Origin of the sequence: Pseudomonas sp. SD17-1, from assembly GCF_029201585.1 — a bacterium.
In the GTDB taxonomy this organism is placed as follows: Bacteria; Pseudomonadota; Gammaproteobacteria; order Pseudomonadales; family Pseudomonadaceae; genus Aquipseudomonas; species Aquipseudomonas palmensis.
On sequence record NZ_CP104044.1, the window covers coordinates 4,615,195 to 4,632,770 of the forward strand.

16 protein-coding genes are annotated in these 17,576 nt (G+C 66.0%); 6 read left to right on the forward strand and 10 right to left on the reverse strand.

Features of this window, described 5'->3' with window-relative positions; genetic code table 11:
• Window positions 1–251: 251 nt before the first annotated feature.
• The 3 genes from N0B28_RS20965 to N0B28_RS20975 are packed head-to-tail and all read left to right on the forward strand — an operon-like array spanning window position 252 to window position 4,270.
• Entirely contained in the window at window positions 252–1,838 is a 1,587-nt protein-coding gene (locus N0B28_RS20965) for an ABC transporter permease (RefSeq protein WP_275728516.1), read from the forward strand.
• Window positions 1,835–2,659, forward strand: coding sequence for an ABC transporter ATP-binding protein (locus tag N0B28_RS20970; protein ID WP_043860759.1), 825 nt, complete (start codon window positions 1,835–1,837; stop codon window positions 2,657–2,659). The genes N0B28_RS20965 and N0B28_RS20970 overlap by 4 nt, the downstream gene beginning before the upstream one ends.
• Before the next feature lie 9 nt (window positions 2,660–2,668).
• The gene (locus N0B28_RS20975; protein WP_104571991.1) at window positions 2,669–4,270 is read left to right on the forward strand and encodes an arylsulfatase; all 1,602 of its coding nucleotides are present in this window, start codon (window positions 2,669–2,671) and stop codon (window positions 4,268–4,270) included.
• On the opposite strand, the gene N0B28_RS20980 is transcribed toward N0B28_RS20975, so the two are convergent.
• On the reverse strand, window positions 4,242–4,934 hold the full coding sequence (locus tag N0B28_RS20980; RefSeq protein ID WP_275728520.1) for a Crp/Fnr family transcriptional regulator: 693 nt from the start codon (window positions 4,932–4,934) through the stop codon (window positions 4,242–4,244). The genes N0B28_RS20975 and N0B28_RS20980 overlap by 29 nt on opposite strands.
• 89 nt (window positions 4,935–5,023) lie before the next feature.
• Here N0B28_RS20980 and N0B28_RS20985 point away from each other — a divergent pair, with 89 nt between their 5' ends.
• Window positions 5,024–5,548 (forward strand): Mpo1-like protein, encoded by a 525-nt coding sequence (locus N0B28_RS20985; RefSeq protein WP_196932600.1) that lies wholly within the window; start codon window positions 5,024–5,026, stop codon window positions 5,546–5,548.
• An 85-nt stretch (window positions 5,549–5,633) separates the two neighbouring features.
• Here N0B28_RS20985 and pcaC read toward each other — a convergent pair whose 3' ends face one another.
• From pcaC to pcaR, 9 genes are all read right to left on the reverse strand, one after another.
• Window positions 5,634–6,026, reverse strand: a complete 393-nt coding sequence (gene pcaC / locus N0B28_RS20990) for a 4-carboxymuconolactone decarboxylase (protein WP_043860755.1) — start codon at window positions 6,024–6,026, stop codon at window positions 5,634–5,636.
• Window positions 6,027–6,036: 10 nt separating this feature from the next.
• Complete coding sequence (gene pcaD, locus N0B28_RS20995; protein ID WP_078479548.1) at window positions 6,037–6,828, reverse strand: 3-oxoadipate enol-lactonase; 792 nt, start codon at window positions 6,826–6,828, stop codon at window positions 6,037–6,039.
• An 11-nt stretch (window positions 6,829–6,839) separates the two neighbouring features.
• Complete coding sequence (locus N0B28_RS21000) at window positions 6,840–8,204, reverse strand: 3-carboxy-cis,cis-muconate cycloisomerase (RefSeq protein ID WP_043860753.1); 1,365 nt, start codon at window positions 8,202–8,204, stop codon at window positions 6,840–6,842.
• 12 nt (window positions 8,205–8,216) lie between these two features.
• The gene (locus N0B28_RS21005; protein ID WP_054914806.1) at window positions 8,217–9,506 is read right to left on the reverse strand and encodes an MFS family transporter; all 1,290 of its coding nucleotides are present in this window, start codon (window positions 9,504–9,506) and stop codon (window positions 8,217–8,219) included.
• 120 nt (window positions 9,507–9,626) lie between these two features.
• Window positions 9,627–10,832 (reverse strand): 3-oxoadipyl-CoA thiolase, encoded by a 1,206-nt coding sequence (gene pcaF, locus N0B28_RS21010; RefSeq protein WP_275732091.1) that lies wholly within the window; start codon window positions 10,830–10,832, stop codon window positions 9,627–9,629.
• Complete coding sequence (locus N0B28_RS21015; protein ID WP_275728528.1) at window positions 10,829–11,608, reverse strand: CoA-transferase subunit beta; 780 nt, start codon at window positions 11,606–11,608, stop codon at window positions 10,829–10,831. Before N0B28_RS21015 ends, pcaF begins: the two co-directional genes overlap by 4 nt.
• On the reverse strand, window positions 11,605–12,465 hold the full coding sequence (locus N0B28_RS21020; RefSeq protein WP_043860749.1) for a CoA transferase subunit A: 861 nt from the start codon (window positions 12,463–12,465) through the stop codon (window positions 11,605–11,607). The genes N0B28_RS21015 and N0B28_RS21020 overlap by 4 nt, the downstream gene beginning before the upstream one ends.
• 238 nt (window positions 12,466–12,703) lie before the next feature.
• Window positions 12,704–14,050 carry an MFS transporter gene (locus N0B28_RS21025; protein WP_043860748.1) on the reverse strand — a complete coding sequence of 449 codons (1,347 nt, stop codon included), beginning with the start codon at window positions 14,048–14,050 and terminating at the stop codon, window positions 12,704–12,706.
• Between the two features lie 284 nt (window positions 14,051–14,334).
• The gene (gene pcaR / locus N0B28_RS21030) at window positions 14,335–15,210 is read right to left on the reverse strand and encodes a pca regulon transcriptional regulator PcaR (protein ID WP_173925037.1); all 876 of its coding nucleotides are present in this window, start codon (window positions 15,208–15,210) and stop codon (window positions 14,335–14,337) included.
• A gap of 343 nt (window positions 15,211–15,553) precedes the next feature.
• Between pcaR and N0B28_RS21035 the strand changes: the two genes are divergently transcribed.
• Together N0B28_RS21035 and N0B28_RS21040 are read left to right on the forward strand one after the other, a co-directional pair.
• Complete coding sequence (locus N0B28_RS21035; RefSeq protein ID WP_043860747.1) at window positions 15,554–15,754, forward strand: hypothetical protein; 201 nt, start codon at window positions 15,554–15,556, stop codon at window positions 15,752–15,754.
• Between the two features lie 327 nt (window positions 15,755–16,081).
• Window positions 16,082–17,554 (forward strand): inorganic phosphate transporter, encoded by a 1,473-nt coding sequence (locus tag N0B28_RS21040; RefSeq protein ID WP_043862134.1) that lies wholly within the window; start codon window positions 16,082–16,084, stop codon window positions 17,552–17,554.
• Window positions 17,555–17,576 lie beyond the last annotated feature (22 nt).

The window sequence follows — 17,576 nt, forward strand, 5'->3', positions numbered from 1 at the left end:
AATGGTGCGGCCACGCTACCCATAGCGGATGCCAATCTTTAAATACTATTAAATTACATTTTAATAACCAGATTACATATAAGCCCTGTCAGGCCCGGCCCTGCGGGGTATGCATTGCACACAACCAAAATATGCTTCGAATGCATTGGCTGCGCGGCGAGTCAGCGGCTTTAAATGCAGTTCTTATCGCTCAATCGAATGTAATTTCTTCTGCATATACCCATAAGAAATATACAAATAGCGAGGCCTGCATGACCCGTACCGCCCTTTCCTCACTGGCCCCCGCCCCTGGCCTGCCGCGTCTGCGCAGCCTGCCCTGGCAGCGCCTGCAAGCCTGGTATCTGCCCGTGCTGCTGGCGGCGGTGTGGTGGCTGGCCAGCCGCAACCACTGGATGAGCGAGCAGATACTGCCACCACCTGCACTGGTATGGGACAGCGCCGTGGAACTGGGTCGCGGCGAGGTGTGGGCACACCTGGCCATCAGCCTGCAACGCCTGCTGCTGGGGCTGGTGGCCGGGGTCGGGGCCGGTGCGGTGCTCGGCGCCTGGCTGGGCTTCAGCCAGCGCGCCGAACGCCTGGTACTGCCGACTTTCAACGCCCTGGCGCAGATCCCCACGCTGGCCTGGGTGCCACTGTTCATGGTGCTGTTCGGCATCGGCGAAGTGCTCAAGCTGGTGGTGCTGGTCAAGGCGGTGATCGTGCCGGTGACCCTGCACACCCTGGTGGGCGTGCGCGATGCCCAACCGCGCCTGCGCGAAGCGGCGGCGGTACTGCGCCTGCCCACGCACCTGCTGGTTCGCCGGCTGATCCTGCCCGCTGCGCTGCCGGCGTTTCTGGCCGGTGTGCGCCTGGCCCTGGCGGCCGGCTGGACCTCGCTGCTGGCGGTCGAGCTGCTGGCCTCCAGCGAAGGCCTGGGCTACCTGATGGTGTGGGCACGGCAACTGTTCATGCTCGACATCGTGTTCGTGTGCATCGCCGTGATCGGCGTGCTCGGGCTGCTGATGGACCGCGGCCTGGGCTGGCTCGACCGCCGCCTGCTGCACTGGCCGCACCCGGCCACCGCACAACTGCGGGTGCGCCCGCTGCGTGGCTGGCAGCGCCTGCATGCCCTGGGCCTGCCGCTGGCGCTGCTGGTGCTGTGGCAACTGGCAAGCCAGTACGGTTGGGTCGATGCGAACATTCTGGTGGCGCCGCTGGAGGTGGTGCACAGCACCTGGGCCGGCGTGCTCGACGGCACCTTGAGCGGCGCGCTGGCCGTCAGCGTCGGGCGAGCGCTGGGCGGCCTGCTGCTGGGCGGCAGCCTGGGCTTTGCCTTCGGCCTGCTGCTGGGCCTGTCGCGCCGCGCCGAGCGCCTGCTGGGCCCGAGCCTGGCCGGGCTGCGCCAGATCGCGATCTTCGCCTGGGTGCCGCTGCTGACCGCCTGGTTCGGCCTGGGCGAACTGGCCAAATGGGTATTCGTCGGCCTGGCGGCATTCTTCCCGCTGTTCATCGCCACCCAGCGCGCGGTTGCCAGCCTGCCTGCACAGCTCGACGAAGCCGCCCGCGTGCTGCGCCTGAGCGGTGCCCAGCGCCTGCGCAGGCTGGTGCTGCCGGGCGCCGCGCCGGGCATCTTCGCCGGGTTGCGGGTCGGCCTGATCTACGCCTGGCTGGGCACCATCGGCGCCGAGTACTTCATGCCGTCCGGCGGCGGCATCGGCAGCCTGATGATCGGCGCCCAGCAACTGCTGCGCATGGACCTGATCACGGCCGGCATGCTGCTGGTCGGCCTCACCGGCGCCCTGCTCGGCGCCGTCGGACAACACATCGAACTGCGCGCCACGCGCTGGAGACGGGCATGAACGCACTCGCTCACCCACGGGTCAGCTTCAACCAGGTCGGCAAGCGCTTCAGCGTGGCCGACGGCGAACTGGAAGCGATCCGCGATTTCAACCTGCAGATCGCCGACGGCGAATTCGTCGCCATCGTCGGCGCCAGCGGCTGCGGCAAGTCCACCCTGCTGCGCCTGCTGGTGGGCCTGGACGCCGAGTACCAGGGGCAGATCCTGATCGACGGCCAGCCGGTGCACGGCATCGGCAGCGAGCGCGGCATCGTGTTCCAGGAGCACCGCCTGTTCCCCTGGCTGACGGTGGCCGAGAACATCGACCTGGGCCTGGTCAACGAGGGCCTGGAGCGCACCCGGCGCGCCCGGCGGGTGGCCGACTTCATCAGCCTGGTGGGCCTCGAAGACTTTGCCCAGGCCTACCCGCACCAGCTTTCGGGCGGCATGGCCCAGCGCGTGGCGATTGCCCGCGGGCTGGTGGCCAGCCCGCGCATACTGCTGCTGGACGAACCCTTCGGCGCCCTCGACGCCCTTACCCGCCAGCAGATGCAGGACGAACTGCTGGCCATTCGCGAACGGGCGCGCATCACCACCCTGCTGGTAACCCACGATGTCGAGGAAGCGATATTCCTGGCCGACCGCGTGGTGGTGCTCGAACCGCGCCCGGGGCGGATCAAGCGCATCGTCGAGGTCGACCTGCCGCACCCGCGCCAGCGCGCCAGCCTGGCGTTCCACCGCCTGCGCGAAACCCTGCTGCACGAACTGACCCACGATGAGCGCTACCTGCCGCCCGCCGTGGAGCAGATCCGCGACCTGCCCCTGACCTACCTTGCCTGCTGAGTGCCGACCATGAGCCAACGCCCCAACTTCCTGATCATCGTTGCCGACGACCTGGGCTTTTCCGACCTGGGTGCCTTCGGCGGCGAAATCGCCACGCCGCACCTGGACGCCCTGGCCACTGCCGGCCTGCGCCTGACCGACTTCCACACCGCGCCCACCTGCTCGCCGACCCGCTCGATGCTGCTGACCGGCACCGACCACCACATCGCCGGCATCGGCACCATGGCCGAGGCGCTGACCCCGGAGCTGATCGGCAAGCCGGGCTACGAGGGTTACCTCAATGACCGCGTGGTGGCGCTGCCCGAGCTGCTGCGCGAGGCCGGCTACCAGACACTGATGAGCGGCAAGTGGCACCTGGGCCTGAAGGCCGAGCTGGCGCCACATGCGCGAGGCTTCGAACGTTCGTTCGCGCTGCTGCCGGGCGCGGCCAACCACTATGGCTTCGAACCCACCTACGACGAACACACCCCCGGCCTGCTCAAATCGACCCCGGCGCTGTACATCGAGGACGACACCTTCGTCGAAGCGCTACCCGAAGGCTTCTATTCCTCCGACGCCTTCGGCGACAAGTTGCTGCAGTACCTCAAGGAGCGCGACCAGAGCCGGCCGTTCTTCGCCTACCTGCCGTTCTCCGCGCCGCACTGGCCGTTGCAGGCGCCGGCCGAGGTGGTGGCGCGCTACAAGGGGCGCTACGACGCCGGGCCCGAGGTGCTGCGCCAGGAGCGCCTGGAAAAACTGCGCGCCCTGGGCCTGATCGGCGCCGAGGTGCAGGCGCACCCGGTGGATGAACAATGGCAGGCGCTGAGCGACGAACAGCGCCAGCGCTCGGCACGCGCCATGGAGGTGTACGCGGCGATGGTCGAGCGCATGGACTGGAACATCGGCCGGGTGCTCGGCTACCTGCGCAACCAGGGCCTGCTGGACAACACCCTGGTGCTGTTCATGTCCGACAACGGTGCCGAGGGCGCGCTGCTCGAAGCCTTCCCCAAGTTCGGCCCGCACCTGGCCAGCTACCTGGACCAGCACTACGACAACAGCCTGGACAACATCGGCCGCGCCAACTCCTACGTGTGGTACGGCCCGCACTGGGCCCAGGCGGCCACCGCACCGTCGCGGCTGTTCAAGGCCTTCACCACCGAAGGCGGCATTCGCGTGCCGGCCCTGCTGCACTACCCGGCACTGGCGCGCCAGGGGCAGGTCAGCCATCAGTTCAGCACCGTGATGGACATCACCCCGACCCTGCTGGACCTGGCCGGCATCCGCCACCCGGGCAAACGCTGGCGCGGGCGCGACGTGGCGCCGCTGCGCGGCAAGTCGTGGCTGGGCTACCTGTCGGGCGAGACCGAGCAGGTACACGACGAGCACACCGTCACCGGCTGGGAGCTGTTCGGGCGCCGGGCTATTCGCCAGGGGCACTGGAAGGCGGTGTACATTCCAGGCCCGGTGGGGCCGGCCACCTGGCAGCTGTACGACCTGAGCATCGACCCCGGCGAGGTCCACGACCTGGCGCAGGCGCAGCCGGCAAAACTGCAGGCCCTGCTCGGCGAATGGCAGAAGTACGTCGAGGAAACCGGGGTGATCCTCAGCCAGTCGCCGTTCCAGCCGGATTAGCCATCAGTGCCAGGCGCGCGGGGTCGAGAATCTCGATCTCGCCGTAGCTCAGGCGCAGCACGCCATCCTGCTCCAGCGCCTTGAGAATCTGGTTGGTGGTCTGGCGCGACAGCGCGAGCATCAGCGCCAGTTGCTCCTGGGACAATTGCAACACCCTCCTGGCCCCCTCCACTTCGCCGTAACCGGCGGCGATCTGCAGCAGCCGGTAGGCCACCCGCGGCGCGGCACTCATCAGGCTCTGCTGCTCCAGCGCGACAAAGGCCAGGCGCAGCTTGTGGCTCATCAGCAAGGCGAATTCACGCCAGTAACGCGGTTGCGCATCCAGCAATTTCACCAGCGCGCCCTGGGGCACCCGCAGCAGGTGGGTGCCACCTTCGGCATAGGCGTCGTGGGTACGTGGCTGGTCGTCGAACAGGCAGATCTCGCCGAACCAGTGCGGGGCCTCGATCAGGGTCAGCACCGCCTCCTTGCCCTGGGCGCTGACCGCACCGATGCGGATGGCGCCATCGAGCACCGCGTACAGTCCGCAAGGCGGGTCGCCGCGCTGGAACAGGCAGGCGCCGGCCTCCAGGCTCACGGGCCGGGCCAGGTGCAGCAGGCTATCCTGCAGGGTAGCGGGCAACTGTTTGAACCAGTGACCCTGGCGCAAGGTTGAAGCGTTCATCGGGGGCCTCGTGGTGACACTGTCGGCTAGCCGACAGACGACGGTGCCTGCGCAGGGCAAGCTCGGGCAATCCTACAGGAGGAACAACAATGAAAAGCCTCGTCGAGCACCTGAGTCAATACGCGGCCTACCACCGCGACCCACGCAACATCGCCACGCACTTCGTGGGTATCCCGCTGATCGTGGTGGCGGTCACGGTGCTGCTGTCGCGTCCGGGCATGGCATTGGGCGGGGTGTGGCTGTCGCCTGCATTGCTGGTGGCGCTGTGGTCGGCGTGGTTCTACCTGCGCCTGGACACCCGCTTCGGGTTGCTGATGAGCGTGTTGCTGGGCTTGTGCCTGTGGGCCGGGCAGGTACTGGCGGTTCAGAGCACGCTGGTGTGGCTGGGTGCGGGGCTGGGGCTGTTCGTGGTGGGCTGGGTGATCCAGTTCGTCGGCCACTATTACGAGGGGCGCAAGCCGGCGTTTGTGGACGACATCAGCGGCCTGATCGTGGGGCCGTTGTTCGTGGTGGCGGAGATGGCGTTTGTGCTGGGGTTGCGCGGGGAGTTGAAGCGGTCGATCGAGGCGAATGCGGGGCCGGTGGGTAGTCGCTCGAAAAAGGCGGCGATCTGAAGGCCCGTTCGCCGGCAAGGCCGGCTCCTACAACGACACGCACACACTGTAGGAGCCAGCCTTGCTGGCGAAGAGGCCCTGAAGATCAGGCGCGGGATTCGACGCCCAGTTCATCCCACACCGACTCCGCCAGGTGGAACGTGGCATTGGCCGCCGGGATCCCGCAATAGATCGCGCTCTGCATCAGCACTTCCTTGATCTCTTCGCGGGTCACGCCGTTGTTCGCCGCCGCCCGCAAGTGCAGCTTCAGCTCTTCATTGCGGTTCATGCCGATCAGCATCGCGATGGTGATCAGGCTGCGGGTATGGCGTGGCAACCCCGGCCGCGTCCAGATATCGCCCCACGCGTGCCGGGTGATCATTTCCTGGAACTCGCCGTTGAACTCGGTGAGGTTGCTCAGGCTGCGGTCCACATGGGCATCGCCCAGTACCGCACGCCGCACCTGCATGCCGGCCTCGTAACGTTCTTTTTCGTCCACAACCTACTCCTCAGCGGGCCAGCAGAAAATCGATCACGCGGCGGCTGAACGGCGCGCCGACTTCAACGTTGGACAGGTGCGCCGCCTGGAACTCGGCATACTCGGCACCCACCACATGTTCCTGGATGAAGCGCCCGCCAGCCGGCGGCGTGACCGCATCGGCACTGCCGGAAATCACCAGCAGCGGCACCTTGATCTCACCCAGCTGGCCCCGGAAGTCCGCATCGCGCACCGCGCCGCAGTTGGCCGCATAGCCATCGGGCGAAGTACCCGCCAGCATGTCGGTGATGCGCTTGGCCTGGTCCGGGTTGGCCTGCGCATAGGCCTTGGTGAACCAGCGCTCGATGGAGGCGTCGCGCAGCCCCACCATCGCCGCCTCGCGGTCGCGCAGCACCATGTCGATGCGCGGGTTCCACACCTCGTCGTTGCCGATCTTGGCTGCGGTGTTGCACACGATCAGGCGGTTCAGGCGCTCGCCGGCATGGATGCCCAGCCACTGCCCGATCAGCCCGCCCATGGACAGGCCGCAGAAATGCGCCCGCTCGATCTTCAGCGCGTCCAGCAGTGCCAGCACGTCACGCCCCAGTTGCTCGATGCTGTACGGCCCCTCGGTCACCAGCGACTGGCCATGCCCGCGGGTGTCGTAGCGCAGTACCCGAAAATGCGCGGCAAATGCCGGCAGTTGCGGGTCCCACATGGTGTGGTCGGTGCCCAGCGAGTTGGACAGCACCAGCACCGGTGCGCCCTCGGGCCCGTCGAGCCGGTAGTTCAGTACGCCATCAGCGAGTTGTACGCTAGCCACAACGGCCTCCTTCAACGCTTGAATTGTTGGTGTTCAGCCACCGCCCGCGCCACCCACACGCGGGCCTGGCCCAGGTAATGAGCAGGGTCGAGCAGGCGGTCGAGTTCGTCCGCCGACAGCTCGGCAGTCACCTGCGGATCGTCGCCCAGCACGTCGCGCAGCTGACGCTGTTCGGCCACCGCACGCTTGCAGCAGGTTTCCAGCAGGTGGTGTGCGGTGTCCCGGCCCAGTCGCTGGGCCAGCACGATGCTGACCGCCTCGGCCAGCACCAGGCCCTGGGTCAGGTCGAGGTTGCGGCGCATGCGCGCAGCATCCACCTCCAGGCCCTCGGCAATCACCTGGGCCTGGCGCAGGGCGCCGGACACCAGGCAGCAGATCTCGGGCAGGGTTTCCCATTCGGCATGCCACAGGCCCAGGCTGCGCTCGTGCTCCTGGGGCATGGCCGCGAACAGCGTGGACACCAGCCCCGGTACACGGGTAGCGGCGCCGATCAGCACCGCCGCGCCCACCGGGTTGCGCTTGTGCGGCATGGTCGACGAGCCGCCCTTGCCCGGCGCAGCAGGCTCGAACACCTCCGCCGCCTCGGTCTGCATCAGCAGGCTCACATCGCGTCCCAGCTTGCCCAGGCTGCCGGCGATCATGCCCAGCACCGAGGCGAACTCCACCAGGCGGTCACGCTGGGTATGCCAGGGCTGCTCGGGCAGGCTCAGCCTGAGCTGCCCGGCCAGCGCCTCGGCCACCGGCAATGCCTTGTTGCCCAGCGCCGCCAGGGTGCCGGAGGCGCCGCCGAACTGCAGGCTCAGCAGGCGCGGCTTGAGCTCCTGCAGGCGCTGACGGTGACGGGTGAGTGCACCGAGCCAGCCGGCGATCTTCATGCCCAGGGTCACGGGCGTTGCATGTTGCAGCCAGGTGCGCCCGGCCAGCGGCGTGTCGGCATGCTGCAGCGCCTGGTGCGCCAGGCTGTCGGCCAGGCGCGCCAGGTCGGCTTCGATCAGGCCCAGGGCATCGCGCAATTGCAGCACCAGCCCGGTGTCCATCGCATCCTGGCTGGTAGCGCCCAGGTGCACGAAGCGCTCGGCTTCGGGCACGCCGCTGGCAATCACCTTGCCCAGCGCCTTGACCAGCGGGATGGCCGAGTTGCCGGCCACCGCGATGGCCTCGGCCAGGGCCGCGAAGTCATAGCGCTCGGCCTGGCAGGCCGCTTCGATCGGTGCCACCGCCACCTGCGGGATCAGCCCCACCGCCGCCTCGGCGCGGGCCAGCGCGGCTTCGAAATCGAGCATGCCCTGCACTCGGCCACGGTCGGAAAACACGGCGCGCATGGCCGGCGCGGTGAAGTAGGCATCGAACAGCTGATTGCCCGGACGTTGGTTCATCGGTGGTCCTTCTCAATGATCGTGGTGCAGGTACGCCGCCTGCTTGGGCAGGCGCAGGCTGAACAGGAAGGCAATCGCCATCATCACCGTAACGTACCAGTAAAAGGCGTTTTCCATGTTCAGCGACTTGAGCCCCAGTGCCACATATTCGGCCGAGCCGCCGAAGATCGCGTTGGCCACCGCGTAGGCCAGGCCCACGCCCAGCGCACGTACCTGCGGCGGGAACATCTCGGCTTTGACCAGCCCGCTGATCGAGGTGTAGAAGCTCACGATGGCCAGCGCCAGGGTGATCAGCACAAAGGCCAGGAACGGGCTGGTGACGGTTTTCAGGGTAAGCAGGATCGGCACCGTGCACAGGGTGCCCAGGGCGCCGAACCAGAGCATCGAGGTGCGCCGGCCGATGCGGTCCGAGAGCATGCCGAACAGCGGCTGCATGCACATGTACAGGAACAGTGCGCCGGTCATGATGAAGCTGGCGGTCTTGGCGCTCATGCCTGCAGTGTTCACCAGGTACTTCTGCATGTAGGTGGTGAAGGTGTAGAAGATCAGCGAGCCGCCGGCGGTGTAGCCAAGCACGGTGATGAACGCCGCCTTGTGGTTGCGGAACAGGCCGCCGAGGCTGCCGGCATCCTTGTCGTTGCGGGTTTCGGCGCTGCTGGTCTCTTCCAGCGAGCGACGCAGGAACAGCGAGATCACCGCCGCGATGGCACCCACCACGAACGGGATGCGCCAGCCCCAGGCGCGCAGCTCATCTTCGGTGAGCAGTTGCTGCAGGATCACCACCACCAGCACCGCCAGCAGTTGGCCGCCGATCAGGGTCACGTACTGGAACGAAGCAAAGAAACCGCGCTGACCGCGCAGGGCCACCTCGCTCATGTAGGTGGCGGTGGTGCCGTATTCGCCGCCCACCGACAGGCCCTGGAACAGCCGCGCCAGCAACAGCAGCGCCGGTGCCCAGGCACCGATGCTGGCGTAGGTCGGCAGGCAGGCGATCACCAGCGAGCCGGCGCACATCATCAGCACCGAGATCATCATCGAATTCTTGCGCCCGTGGCGGTCGGCCACACGGCCGAACAGCCAGCCGCCGATGGGCCGCATCAGGAACCCGGCGGCGAACACGCCGGCGGTGTTGAGCAGCTGCACCGTCGGGTCGTCGGAGGGGAAGAAAGCCGGGGCAAAGTAGATCGCGCAGAAGGCATAGACGTAGAAGTCGAACCATTCCACGAGGTTGCCCGAGGAGGCACCGACGATGGCGAAAATGCGTTTGCTGCGTTCTTCGCCGGTGTAATGGATTGAAGTCATGGCAATTCACTCTGGGAGGATGTCTGAAGTCTAGACACACTCGGTAACACTCACGTTCCACAGAACAATCACCCCGCTGCCCCGACCTTGCGTGGAGGTCGCAGCAGCGAGGTCATTGATTTACACGCGCTCGATGGCCAGGGCCAGGCCCTGCCCGACACCCACGCACATGGTCGCCAGGCCTTTGCGCCCGCCGGATTTCTCCAGCTGGTGCAGCGCTGTCAGCACCAGGCGTGCGCCGCTCATGCCCAACGGGTGACCCAGGGCAATGGCGCCGCCGTTGGGGTTGACCTGCGGCGCGTCGTCGGCAATGCCGAGTTCGCGCAGCACGGCCAGGCCTTGGCTGGCGAACGCTTCGTTGAGCTCGATCACGTCGAAATCGGTGACCGCCACGCCCAGGCGCTCGATCAGCTTGCGCACCGCCGGCACCGGGCCGATGCCCATTACCCGGAGGGCAACGCCGGCACTGGCCATGCCGAGCACGCGCGCGCGCGGGGTCAGGCCATGCTTTTGCACCGCCTCGGCCGACGCCAGTATCAGCGCCGCGGCGCCGTCGTTGACGCCCGAGGCGTTGCCGGCGGTGACCGTCTTGTCCGCGCCGTTGACCGGCTTGAGCCTGGCCAGGGCTTCGAGGGTGGTGTCGGCGCGCGGGTGTTCGTCGTGCTCGACCACGGTCTCGCCCTTCTTGTGCGCGATGCGCACCGGCACGATCTCTTCGGCGAAGTAGCCGGCGGCCTGGGCCTTGGCGGTGCGCTGCTGGCTGCGCAGGGCGAAGGCATCCTGGTCGGCGCGCGATACCTGATAGTCGTCGGCCACGTTGTCGGCGGTCTGCGGCATCGCGTCCACGCCGTACTGGGCCTTCATCAGCGGGTTGATGAAGCGCCAGCCGATGGTGGTGTCTTCCAGCTTCATGTTGCGCGAGTAGGCGCTTTCGGCCTTGCCCATCACGAACGGTGCACGGGACATCGACTCGACGCCGCCGGCAATCGCCAGCTCCATCTCGCCGCTGGCAATGGCGCGAAACGCCGTGCCGATGGCGTCCATGCCCGAGGCGCACAGGCGGTTGAGGGTCACACCCGGCACGCTGTCGGGCAGCCCGGCCAGCAGCAGGGCCATGCGCGCTACGTTGCGGTTGTCTTCACCGGCCTGGTTGGCGCAGCCGAAGAACACTTCGTCGAGCTGGTCCCATTGCACGGTGGGGTTGCGCTCGATCAGGGCCTTGAGCGGTACCGCCGCCAGGTCGTCGGCGCGCACGCCGGCCAGGGCGCCGCCGAAGCGGCCGATGGGGGTGCGAATCGCGTCGCAGATGAATACGTCACGCATCAGGCTTCTCCCGGCGCTTGGCCGTGGGCGGCCGCCGTGCGCGCTTCGAGGTCGCGCAGCGCAGTCAGCTCGACTTCGCTCGGCGCCACGGTGGTTTCGACGCTGTCGGCAAAGCGGATCGCCCAGCCGGTGGCGGCGACGATCTGCTCGCGGGTCACACCCGGGTGAATCGAGGTGACCACGAATTCGTTGCTGCCGGCTTCAGGTTCCATGATGCACAGGTCGGTGATGATGCCCACCGGGCCGGCACCGGGCAGGCCCAGGCGTTTGCGCGAGTCACCGCCTTCGCCGTGGCCGACCGAGGTGATGAAGTCGAGCTTGTCGACGAAGGCGCGCGAGGACTGCTTGAGGATGATCAGCACGGTCTTGGCGGAGCCGGCGATTTCCGGTGCGCCACCGGCACCCGGCAGGCGTACCTTGGGCTGGTGGTAGTCGCCGACCACGGTGGTGTTGATGTTGCCGAAACGGTCGACCTGGGCGGCGCCCAGAAAGCCCACGTCGATGCGCCCGCCCTGCAGCCAGTAGCGGAAGATCTCGCCGGTGGGCACCACGGTATCGGCGGTTTCGGCCAACTCGCCGTCACCGATGGACAGCGGCAGTACCGTTGGCTTGGCGCCGATAGGGCCCGATTCGTAGATCAGCACCACGTCGGGCGAAGAGGTCAGGCGTGCCAGGTTGGCGGCCTTGGACGGCAGGCCGATGCCGACGAAGCACACAGCGCCGTTGCGCAGGCGGCGGGCAGCGGCAACGGTCATCATTTCACTGGTGGAGTAGCTCATTGTGCAGCCTCCGAAGCGCTGGCCAGTTTTGCCTTGAAGGCAGGGAAGTCGGCGGTGCCGCGAATGTATTCGTCGATCCAGGCGGTGAAGGTCTCACGGCTGCGGGCAATCGGGTCCCAGGCCTGGTAGAAGCGGTTGTCACGCTCGGAGTAGCCGTGCGCGTAGGACGGGTGCGCCCCGCCCGGTACCAGGCACACTGCCGACAGTGCCCAGGTGGGCAGCACGCAGGCATTCATTGGCGCGTTGAGGTCGTCGACGATCTCTTCCACGGTGACGATGCAGCGCTTGGCGGCCAGGGCGGCCTCCTTCTGCACACCCAGGATGCCCCACAGCAGCACGTTGCCCTTGCGGTCGGCCTTCTGCGCGTGGATCACGGTGACATCCGGGCGAACCGACGGCACGGCGGCCAGCACCTCACCGGTGAACGGGCAGGTCACGCTCTTGATCAGCGGGTTGACCTTGGGCAGGTCGGAGCCGGCGTAGGCGCGCAGCACCGCGAACGGCAGGCCCGAGGCACCGGCAACGTAGGCGTTGGCGAGGTCGGCGTGGCTGTGTTCTTCGATTTCCATGGCGTGCGGCCACTGCTTCTCGACCGCGTCACGCAGGCGGTGCAGCGACCCGACACCCGGGTTGCCGCCCCACGAGAAGATCAGCTTGCGGGCGCAGCCGGCGCCGATCAGCTGGTCGTAGATCAGGTCTGGGGTCATGCGCACCAGGGTCAGATCCTTCTTGCCCTGACGAATGATTTCGTGCCCGGCGGCGGTCGGGATCAAATGCGTGAAGCCTTCGAGGGCGACGCTGTCGCCGTCGTTGACGAACTGCTTCACGGCGTCGTGGAGCGAGAGGATTTCAGCCATTGCAGACTCCTGGAGAGCGGTTTCAGAGGTGCCTCTGGGCGGCACCGGCATGAGCTCAGATTAAGGCGGCGCACTGGGCCGTACAATCCGATAATCGCCATAGCGTTCGATTACCGAACGTATTGTTGTTGTGCTAAGGATCCACAAACCATCGCGGGTCAAGCCCGCTCCCACAGGTACGGTGGAGATCCATGTGGGAGCGGGCTTGACCCGCGATAGGGGCGCTACTGCCAGCCGGTCAGGTCGCGTCAGCGTGGCTCACCACACCCTTGATCACCACCGCCACCGTCGCGATCGCGGCCGGGATCACCAGGGCCGTCAGCACCTGTTCGAAGTTCCAGCCCAGGCCCAGCAACGTGGCGCCCATCCAGGCCCCGAGAATCGCGCCAAACCGGCCGATGCCCAGCATCCACGACACGCCGGTGGCGCGGCCCTGGGTGGGGTAGAAGCGCGCCGCCAGCGACGGCATCGCCGACTGCGCCCCGTTCACGCACATGCCGGCAATCAGCACCAGGGTCGCCAGCAGCGTGATGTTGCCCAGGCTCTGGCCCACCGCGTAGGCGAACACCCCGGCCAGCAGGTAGAAGGTGCCGATCACCTTGTGCGGGTTGTAGCGGTCCATCGCCCAGCCTACCGCCACCGCGCTGAGCACGCCGCCGAACTGGAACAGCGCACCGATGAACGCCGCCTGCTCCATGCTCGCGCCGCTGTCACGCATCAGCGTGGGCAGCCAGCTGGTCAGCAGGTAGACGATCACCAGGCCCATGAAATAGGTCAGCCACAACAGCAGCGTGCCGACGCTGTAGGTGCCCGAGAAGATCACCGCGAACACGTTGCGCGCCTTGACCGTCTTCTGTTCCGGCACGCTGAAGCTCGCAGCCTGGTTGACGATGCCCGGCTCGATCGGCGCCAATGTGCGGCGTACCCGGTCGGTGCCCTTGTTGCGCACCACCAGGTAACGCGCCGACTCCGGCAGCCACACCATCAGTACCACCACCAGCAGCAGCGGCAGGATGCCGCCGATCAGCAGCAGGCTGTGCCAGCCGAACATCGGGATCAGCTTGGCGGAAATGAACCCGCCACCGGCCATGCCCAGGTTGAAGCCGCAGAACATGCTGGTGACCAGCAACGACTTGTGCCGCTCGGGGGTGTATTCGGACAGCAGCGTGGTGGCGTTCGGCATGCCGGCGCCCAGGCCCAGGCCGGTCAGAAAGCGCAGCACCAGCAACTGGTCGACGTTGGTGGCATAGGCCGAGGCCAGGCTGAACGCGCCGAACAGCAACACCGCGCCCACCAGCACCACCTTGCGCCCGAAACGGTCGGCCAGCGGCCCCGAGCCCAGCGCACCGAACACCATGCCGATCAGCGCGGCGCTCATCACCGGGCCCAGGCTGGCGCGGTCGATGCCCCAGTCCTGGGACAGTGCCGGGGCAATGAAGCCCATCGCGGCGGTGTCCAGGCCGTCGAGGAACACGATCAGAAAGCACAGGATGACCACCCGCCATTGGTAACGCGACAACGGCTGGGCATTGATGAACGACTGCACATCCAGGCAGTTTCCAACAGCAGCTTGGGGACTATTCATTGTTTTTATCCAGAAGATGCGCGCGAGTGTGCGGGTGCGCGCGTGAACGGCACAGACGGTCGGGTACGGGTCTTTTGGAAAGGGTCAGCTACCGTGCAGCCGGCAGGCGGGCAGGTACAGGCTGAAGCAGGACAGGGTGCAGGTCATGGGGTGTTCTCTCGCTCATTATTATTGGAGGCCGTCAGGGGCCACTTGATGCGAGGGACATTAATAAGGCGCGCGACGCGGCGCAATTCGATAAACGCAAGACTGTGCGTTTATCGAACAGGAACCGCTCGACGCATTCAACTGAACAGCTGGGTACTCAGGTCGCGGCTGGCCGCCACCATGATCGGCAGGAACTTCTGTTCCAGCTCGCTGCGACTCACCCGCCCGGCGTGGGTGCTGATGTTCAGCGCCGCCAGCACCTGGCCGGAGGCGTCGTACACCGGCACCGCGATCGAACGCAGGCCCTGCTCCAGCTCCTGGTCGACCACGCACCAGCCCTGCTCGCGCACCTGCTGGAGGATTTCCAGCAAGGCTGCCGGGTCGTGCACGGTACGGCTGGTCTTGGCCTGCAGGTCGGCGTGCTCCAGGTATTCGTGCAGGGTGGCGTCGTCCAGCGCCGCCAGCAGGATGCGCCCCATCGAGGTGCAATAGGCCGGCAGGCGCCCGCCCACCGACAGGTCCACCGAAATAAGGCGCTGCACCGTCGCCGAGCGGGCGATGTAGAGAATGTCGTCACCTTCGAGGGTGGCCATGTTGCAGGCCTCGTGCAGCTGGTCGCTCATGCGGTCCAGGTACGGCTGCGCCGATACCGCCAATGGCGTCGAGGACAGGTAGGCATGACCCAGGGTCAGCACCTTGGGCAGCAATGAATAGGTGCGCCCGTCGGTGGTGGCATAGCCGAGCTTGATCAGCGTGTGCAGGCAACGGCGAACCGCCGCCCGCGGGATCTCGGTGCGGTGGCTGATCTGGGCGATGGTCAGGTGCCGCTTGCGCTCCTGGAACGCCTGCACCACCGCCAGGCCCCGCGCCAGCGACGTCATGAAATCCGGGTCGCCGGTGAACGCCTGGATGCGCTTGGCCGGCGAGGCCACGATGGGCGGCGCCAACGAAGCGAAAGAGCTGCGCACGTTGTCGTTCAGGCCTGGGCCTTTGCCCCCTGTTTCTTCACTCATGACTCACCTCGGCAAACTTCACTTGGGCGATTATCGAACCATCGGCCGATAATCGCAATTGACCGATACCTACAATTGCTTATACCTTTCGCCTGCCACATGTGGCTTCTTGGAGAGACTGGTCAGGTACCCACCGTAGAAGTCCCAGGCACGGCCTTGCCCACCAGCAAGGCCGTTTTTGCTTCTGCCGGGCTGACAGGCCCCGACAGAAGGTGTAAAACAGCCATTCAACTGCAATCACCCTCGTCTTATATAGACGCTCGACACAATGGCCTGTGCCGCTGTCGTCGGGTTAAACGTGCTTGTGTTGAAATCGGCATCAACTCCAACTTCAGGAAACACTGTGACGAAAGATGAACTGCGCGCTGAACTCGAGCGCCAGGAACAACGTTACAAGGACGTTTATGGCGGAGAAGTCACCACATACGCCGCCCAACCAGACCCCGAACGCAAACCCTGGCGCAAACGTGCCAGCCTGCTGGACCAGGCATTTGCCGTGGAACTGCAAAAGATCGAAAAGGAGCTCAGCCCACAGGAGCCCTGACCCTCGGACAAAGCGCCCGCCCCTGGGCACGGCACCGGCACGAAGACGGTGCCTTGGGCGACCCTTGCGGCGTCGAAGATGAAACCGTTACGTAATCTCACAAATTTAATACGGTCGTTTGAATTATTCAGCCGTGGAAAACATCGGTTTTTTCTTGACCGTTCGCGTTATTTTTTCTGATTTTTGCCGATCTTTCTCGATTACCCTCCCCTCCTGCAGTGCCCTGCCCCCCCGCAAAAGCGCCCCGACCGGTCAGCACCTAGTGCATCGATTACCCAGGATTTCTGGCATAATCGCGCCCCCTTATGACCGGGTCAGAATTCCTTCATGATCGATTTATTCAGCGGACTTGATGCCTGGGTACTGGTGAGCCTGTTGCTCGCCTTGACCTTCGTGCTCGCCTTCGAGTTCATCAATGGCTTTCATGACACCGCCAATGCGGTAGCGACTGTCATCTATACCAAAGCCATGCCGCCGCACCTGGCCGTGTTCTTTTCCGGCGTGTTCAATTTCCTTGGCGTCCTGCTGGGCGGAGTCGGGGTGGCGTATGCCATCGTGCACCTGCTGCCGGTTGAGCTGCTGATCAATGTGAACACCGGGCATGGCCTGGCCATGGTCTTCTCGCTGCTGGCCGCGGCCATCGCGTGGAACCTGGGTACCTGGTACTTCGGCATCCCGGCGTCCAGCTCGCACACCCTGATCGGCTCGATCCTGGGCGTGGGCCTGGCCAACGCGCTGCTCAACGACATTCCACTGGGTGACGGGGTCAACTGGCAGAAGGCAATCGACATCGGCATGTCGCTGGTGCTCTCGCCCATGGCCGGCTTTGCCGTGGCCGCGCTGGTGCTGATCGGCCTGAAGTGGTGGCGCCCGCTGTCGAAGATGCACAAGACGCCTGAACAGCGCCGCAAGCTCGACGACAAGAAGCACCCGCCGTTCTGGAACCGCCTGGTACTGGTCATTTCGGCCATGGCCGTCAGCTTCGTACACGGTTCCAACGATGGTCAGAAAGGTATCGGCCTAATCATGCTGGTGCTGATCGGCATCGTACCGGCGCAGTTCGTGCTGGACCTGAACAGCACTACCTACCAGATCGAACGTACCCGTGACGCGACCCTGCACCTGAGCCAGTTCTACCAGCGCAACAGCGAAACCCTGGGCGAATTCCTGGCACTGGGCAAGGCCAAGGCCGGTGACCTGCCGGAGCAGTTCAGCTGCAATCCGCAACAGACCGAGCCGACCATCACCGCGCTGCAGCAGTCGCTCAACGGCGTGGCGGACTACCATTCGCTGACTGCCGAGAAGCGCGTGGAAGTGCGGCGTTACCTGCTGTGCCTGGATGACACGGCGAAAAAGGTCAGCAAGTTGCCAGGCCTGGAAGCACGTGAAAAGGCCGACCTGGACAAACTGCGTCGTGACCTGACCGCGACCACCGAGTACGCGCCGTTCTGGGTGATCCTGGCGGTGGCCCTGGCCCTGGGCCTGGGGACCATGGTGGGCTGGAAGCGTGTGGTACTGACCATTGGCGAGAAGATCGGCAAGCAGGGCATGACCTATGCCCAGGGCATGTCGGCGCAGATCACCGCAGCCTGCGCGATTGGCGCGGCCAACATCTTCAGCCTGCCGGTGTCGACCACCCACGTGCTGTCGTCGGGTGTGGCCGGGACCATGGTGGCGAACAAGAGCGGCCTGCAAGGCGGCACCGTGCGCACCATTCTGCTGGCCTGGGTGCTGACCCTGCCGGCGACCATCGCCTTGTCGGCGGGGTTGTTCTGGTTGGCGTCCAAAGCCATCGGTTGAAATAACGCAGTACCGCAGAAGG

Bases quoted from the DNA above. Each gene is read 5' to 3' on its own strand.
- N0B28_RS20965 (WP_275728516.1), top strand. From the start codon at position 252: ATGACCCGTACCGCCCTTTCCTCACTGGCCCCCGCCCCTGGCCTGCCG.
- N0B28_RS20970 (WP_043860759.1), top strand. From the start codon at position 1,835: ATGAACGCACTCGCTCACCCACGGGTCAGCTTCAACCAGGTCGGCAAG.
- N0B28_RS20975 (WP_104571991.1), top strand. From the start codon at position 2,669: ATGAGCCAACGCCCCAACTTCCTGATCATCGTTGCCGACGACCTGGGC.
- N0B28_RS20980 (WP_275728520.1), bottom strand. From the start codon at position 4,934: ATGAACGCTTCAACCTTGCGCCAGGGTCACTGGTTCAAACAGTTGCCC.
- N0B28_RS20985 (WP_196932600.1), top strand. From the start codon at position 5,024: ATGAAAAGCCTCGTCGAGCACCTGAGTCAATACGCGGCCTACCACCGC.
- N0B28_RS21000 (WP_043860753.1), bottom strand. From the start codon at position 8,204: ATGAACCAACGTCCGGGCAATCAGCTGTTCGATGCCTACTTCACCGCG.
- N0B28_RS21005 (WP_054914806.1), bottom strand. From the start codon at position 9,506: ATGACTTCAATCCATTACACCGGCGAAGAACGCAGCAAACGCATTTTC.
- N0B28_RS21015 (WP_275728528.1), bottom strand. From the start codon at position 11,608: ATGAGCTACTCCACCAGTGAAATGATGACCGTTGCCGCTGCCCGCCGC.
- N0B28_RS21020 (WP_043860749.1), bottom strand. From the start codon at position 12,465: ATGGCTGAAATCCTCTCGCTCCACGACGCCGTGAAGCAGTTCGTCAAC.
- N0B28_RS21025 (WP_043860748.1), bottom strand. From the start codon at position 14,050: ATGAATAGTCCCCAAGCTGCTGTTGGAAACTGCCTGGATGTGCAGTCG.
- pcaR (WP_173925037.1), bottom strand. From the start codon at position 15,210: ATGAGTGAAGAAACAGGGGGCAAAGGCCCAGGCCTGAACGACAACGTG.
- N0B28_RS21040 (WP_043862134.1), top strand. From the start codon at position 16,082: ATGATCGATTTATTCAGCGGACTTGATGCCTGGGTACTGGTGAGCCTG.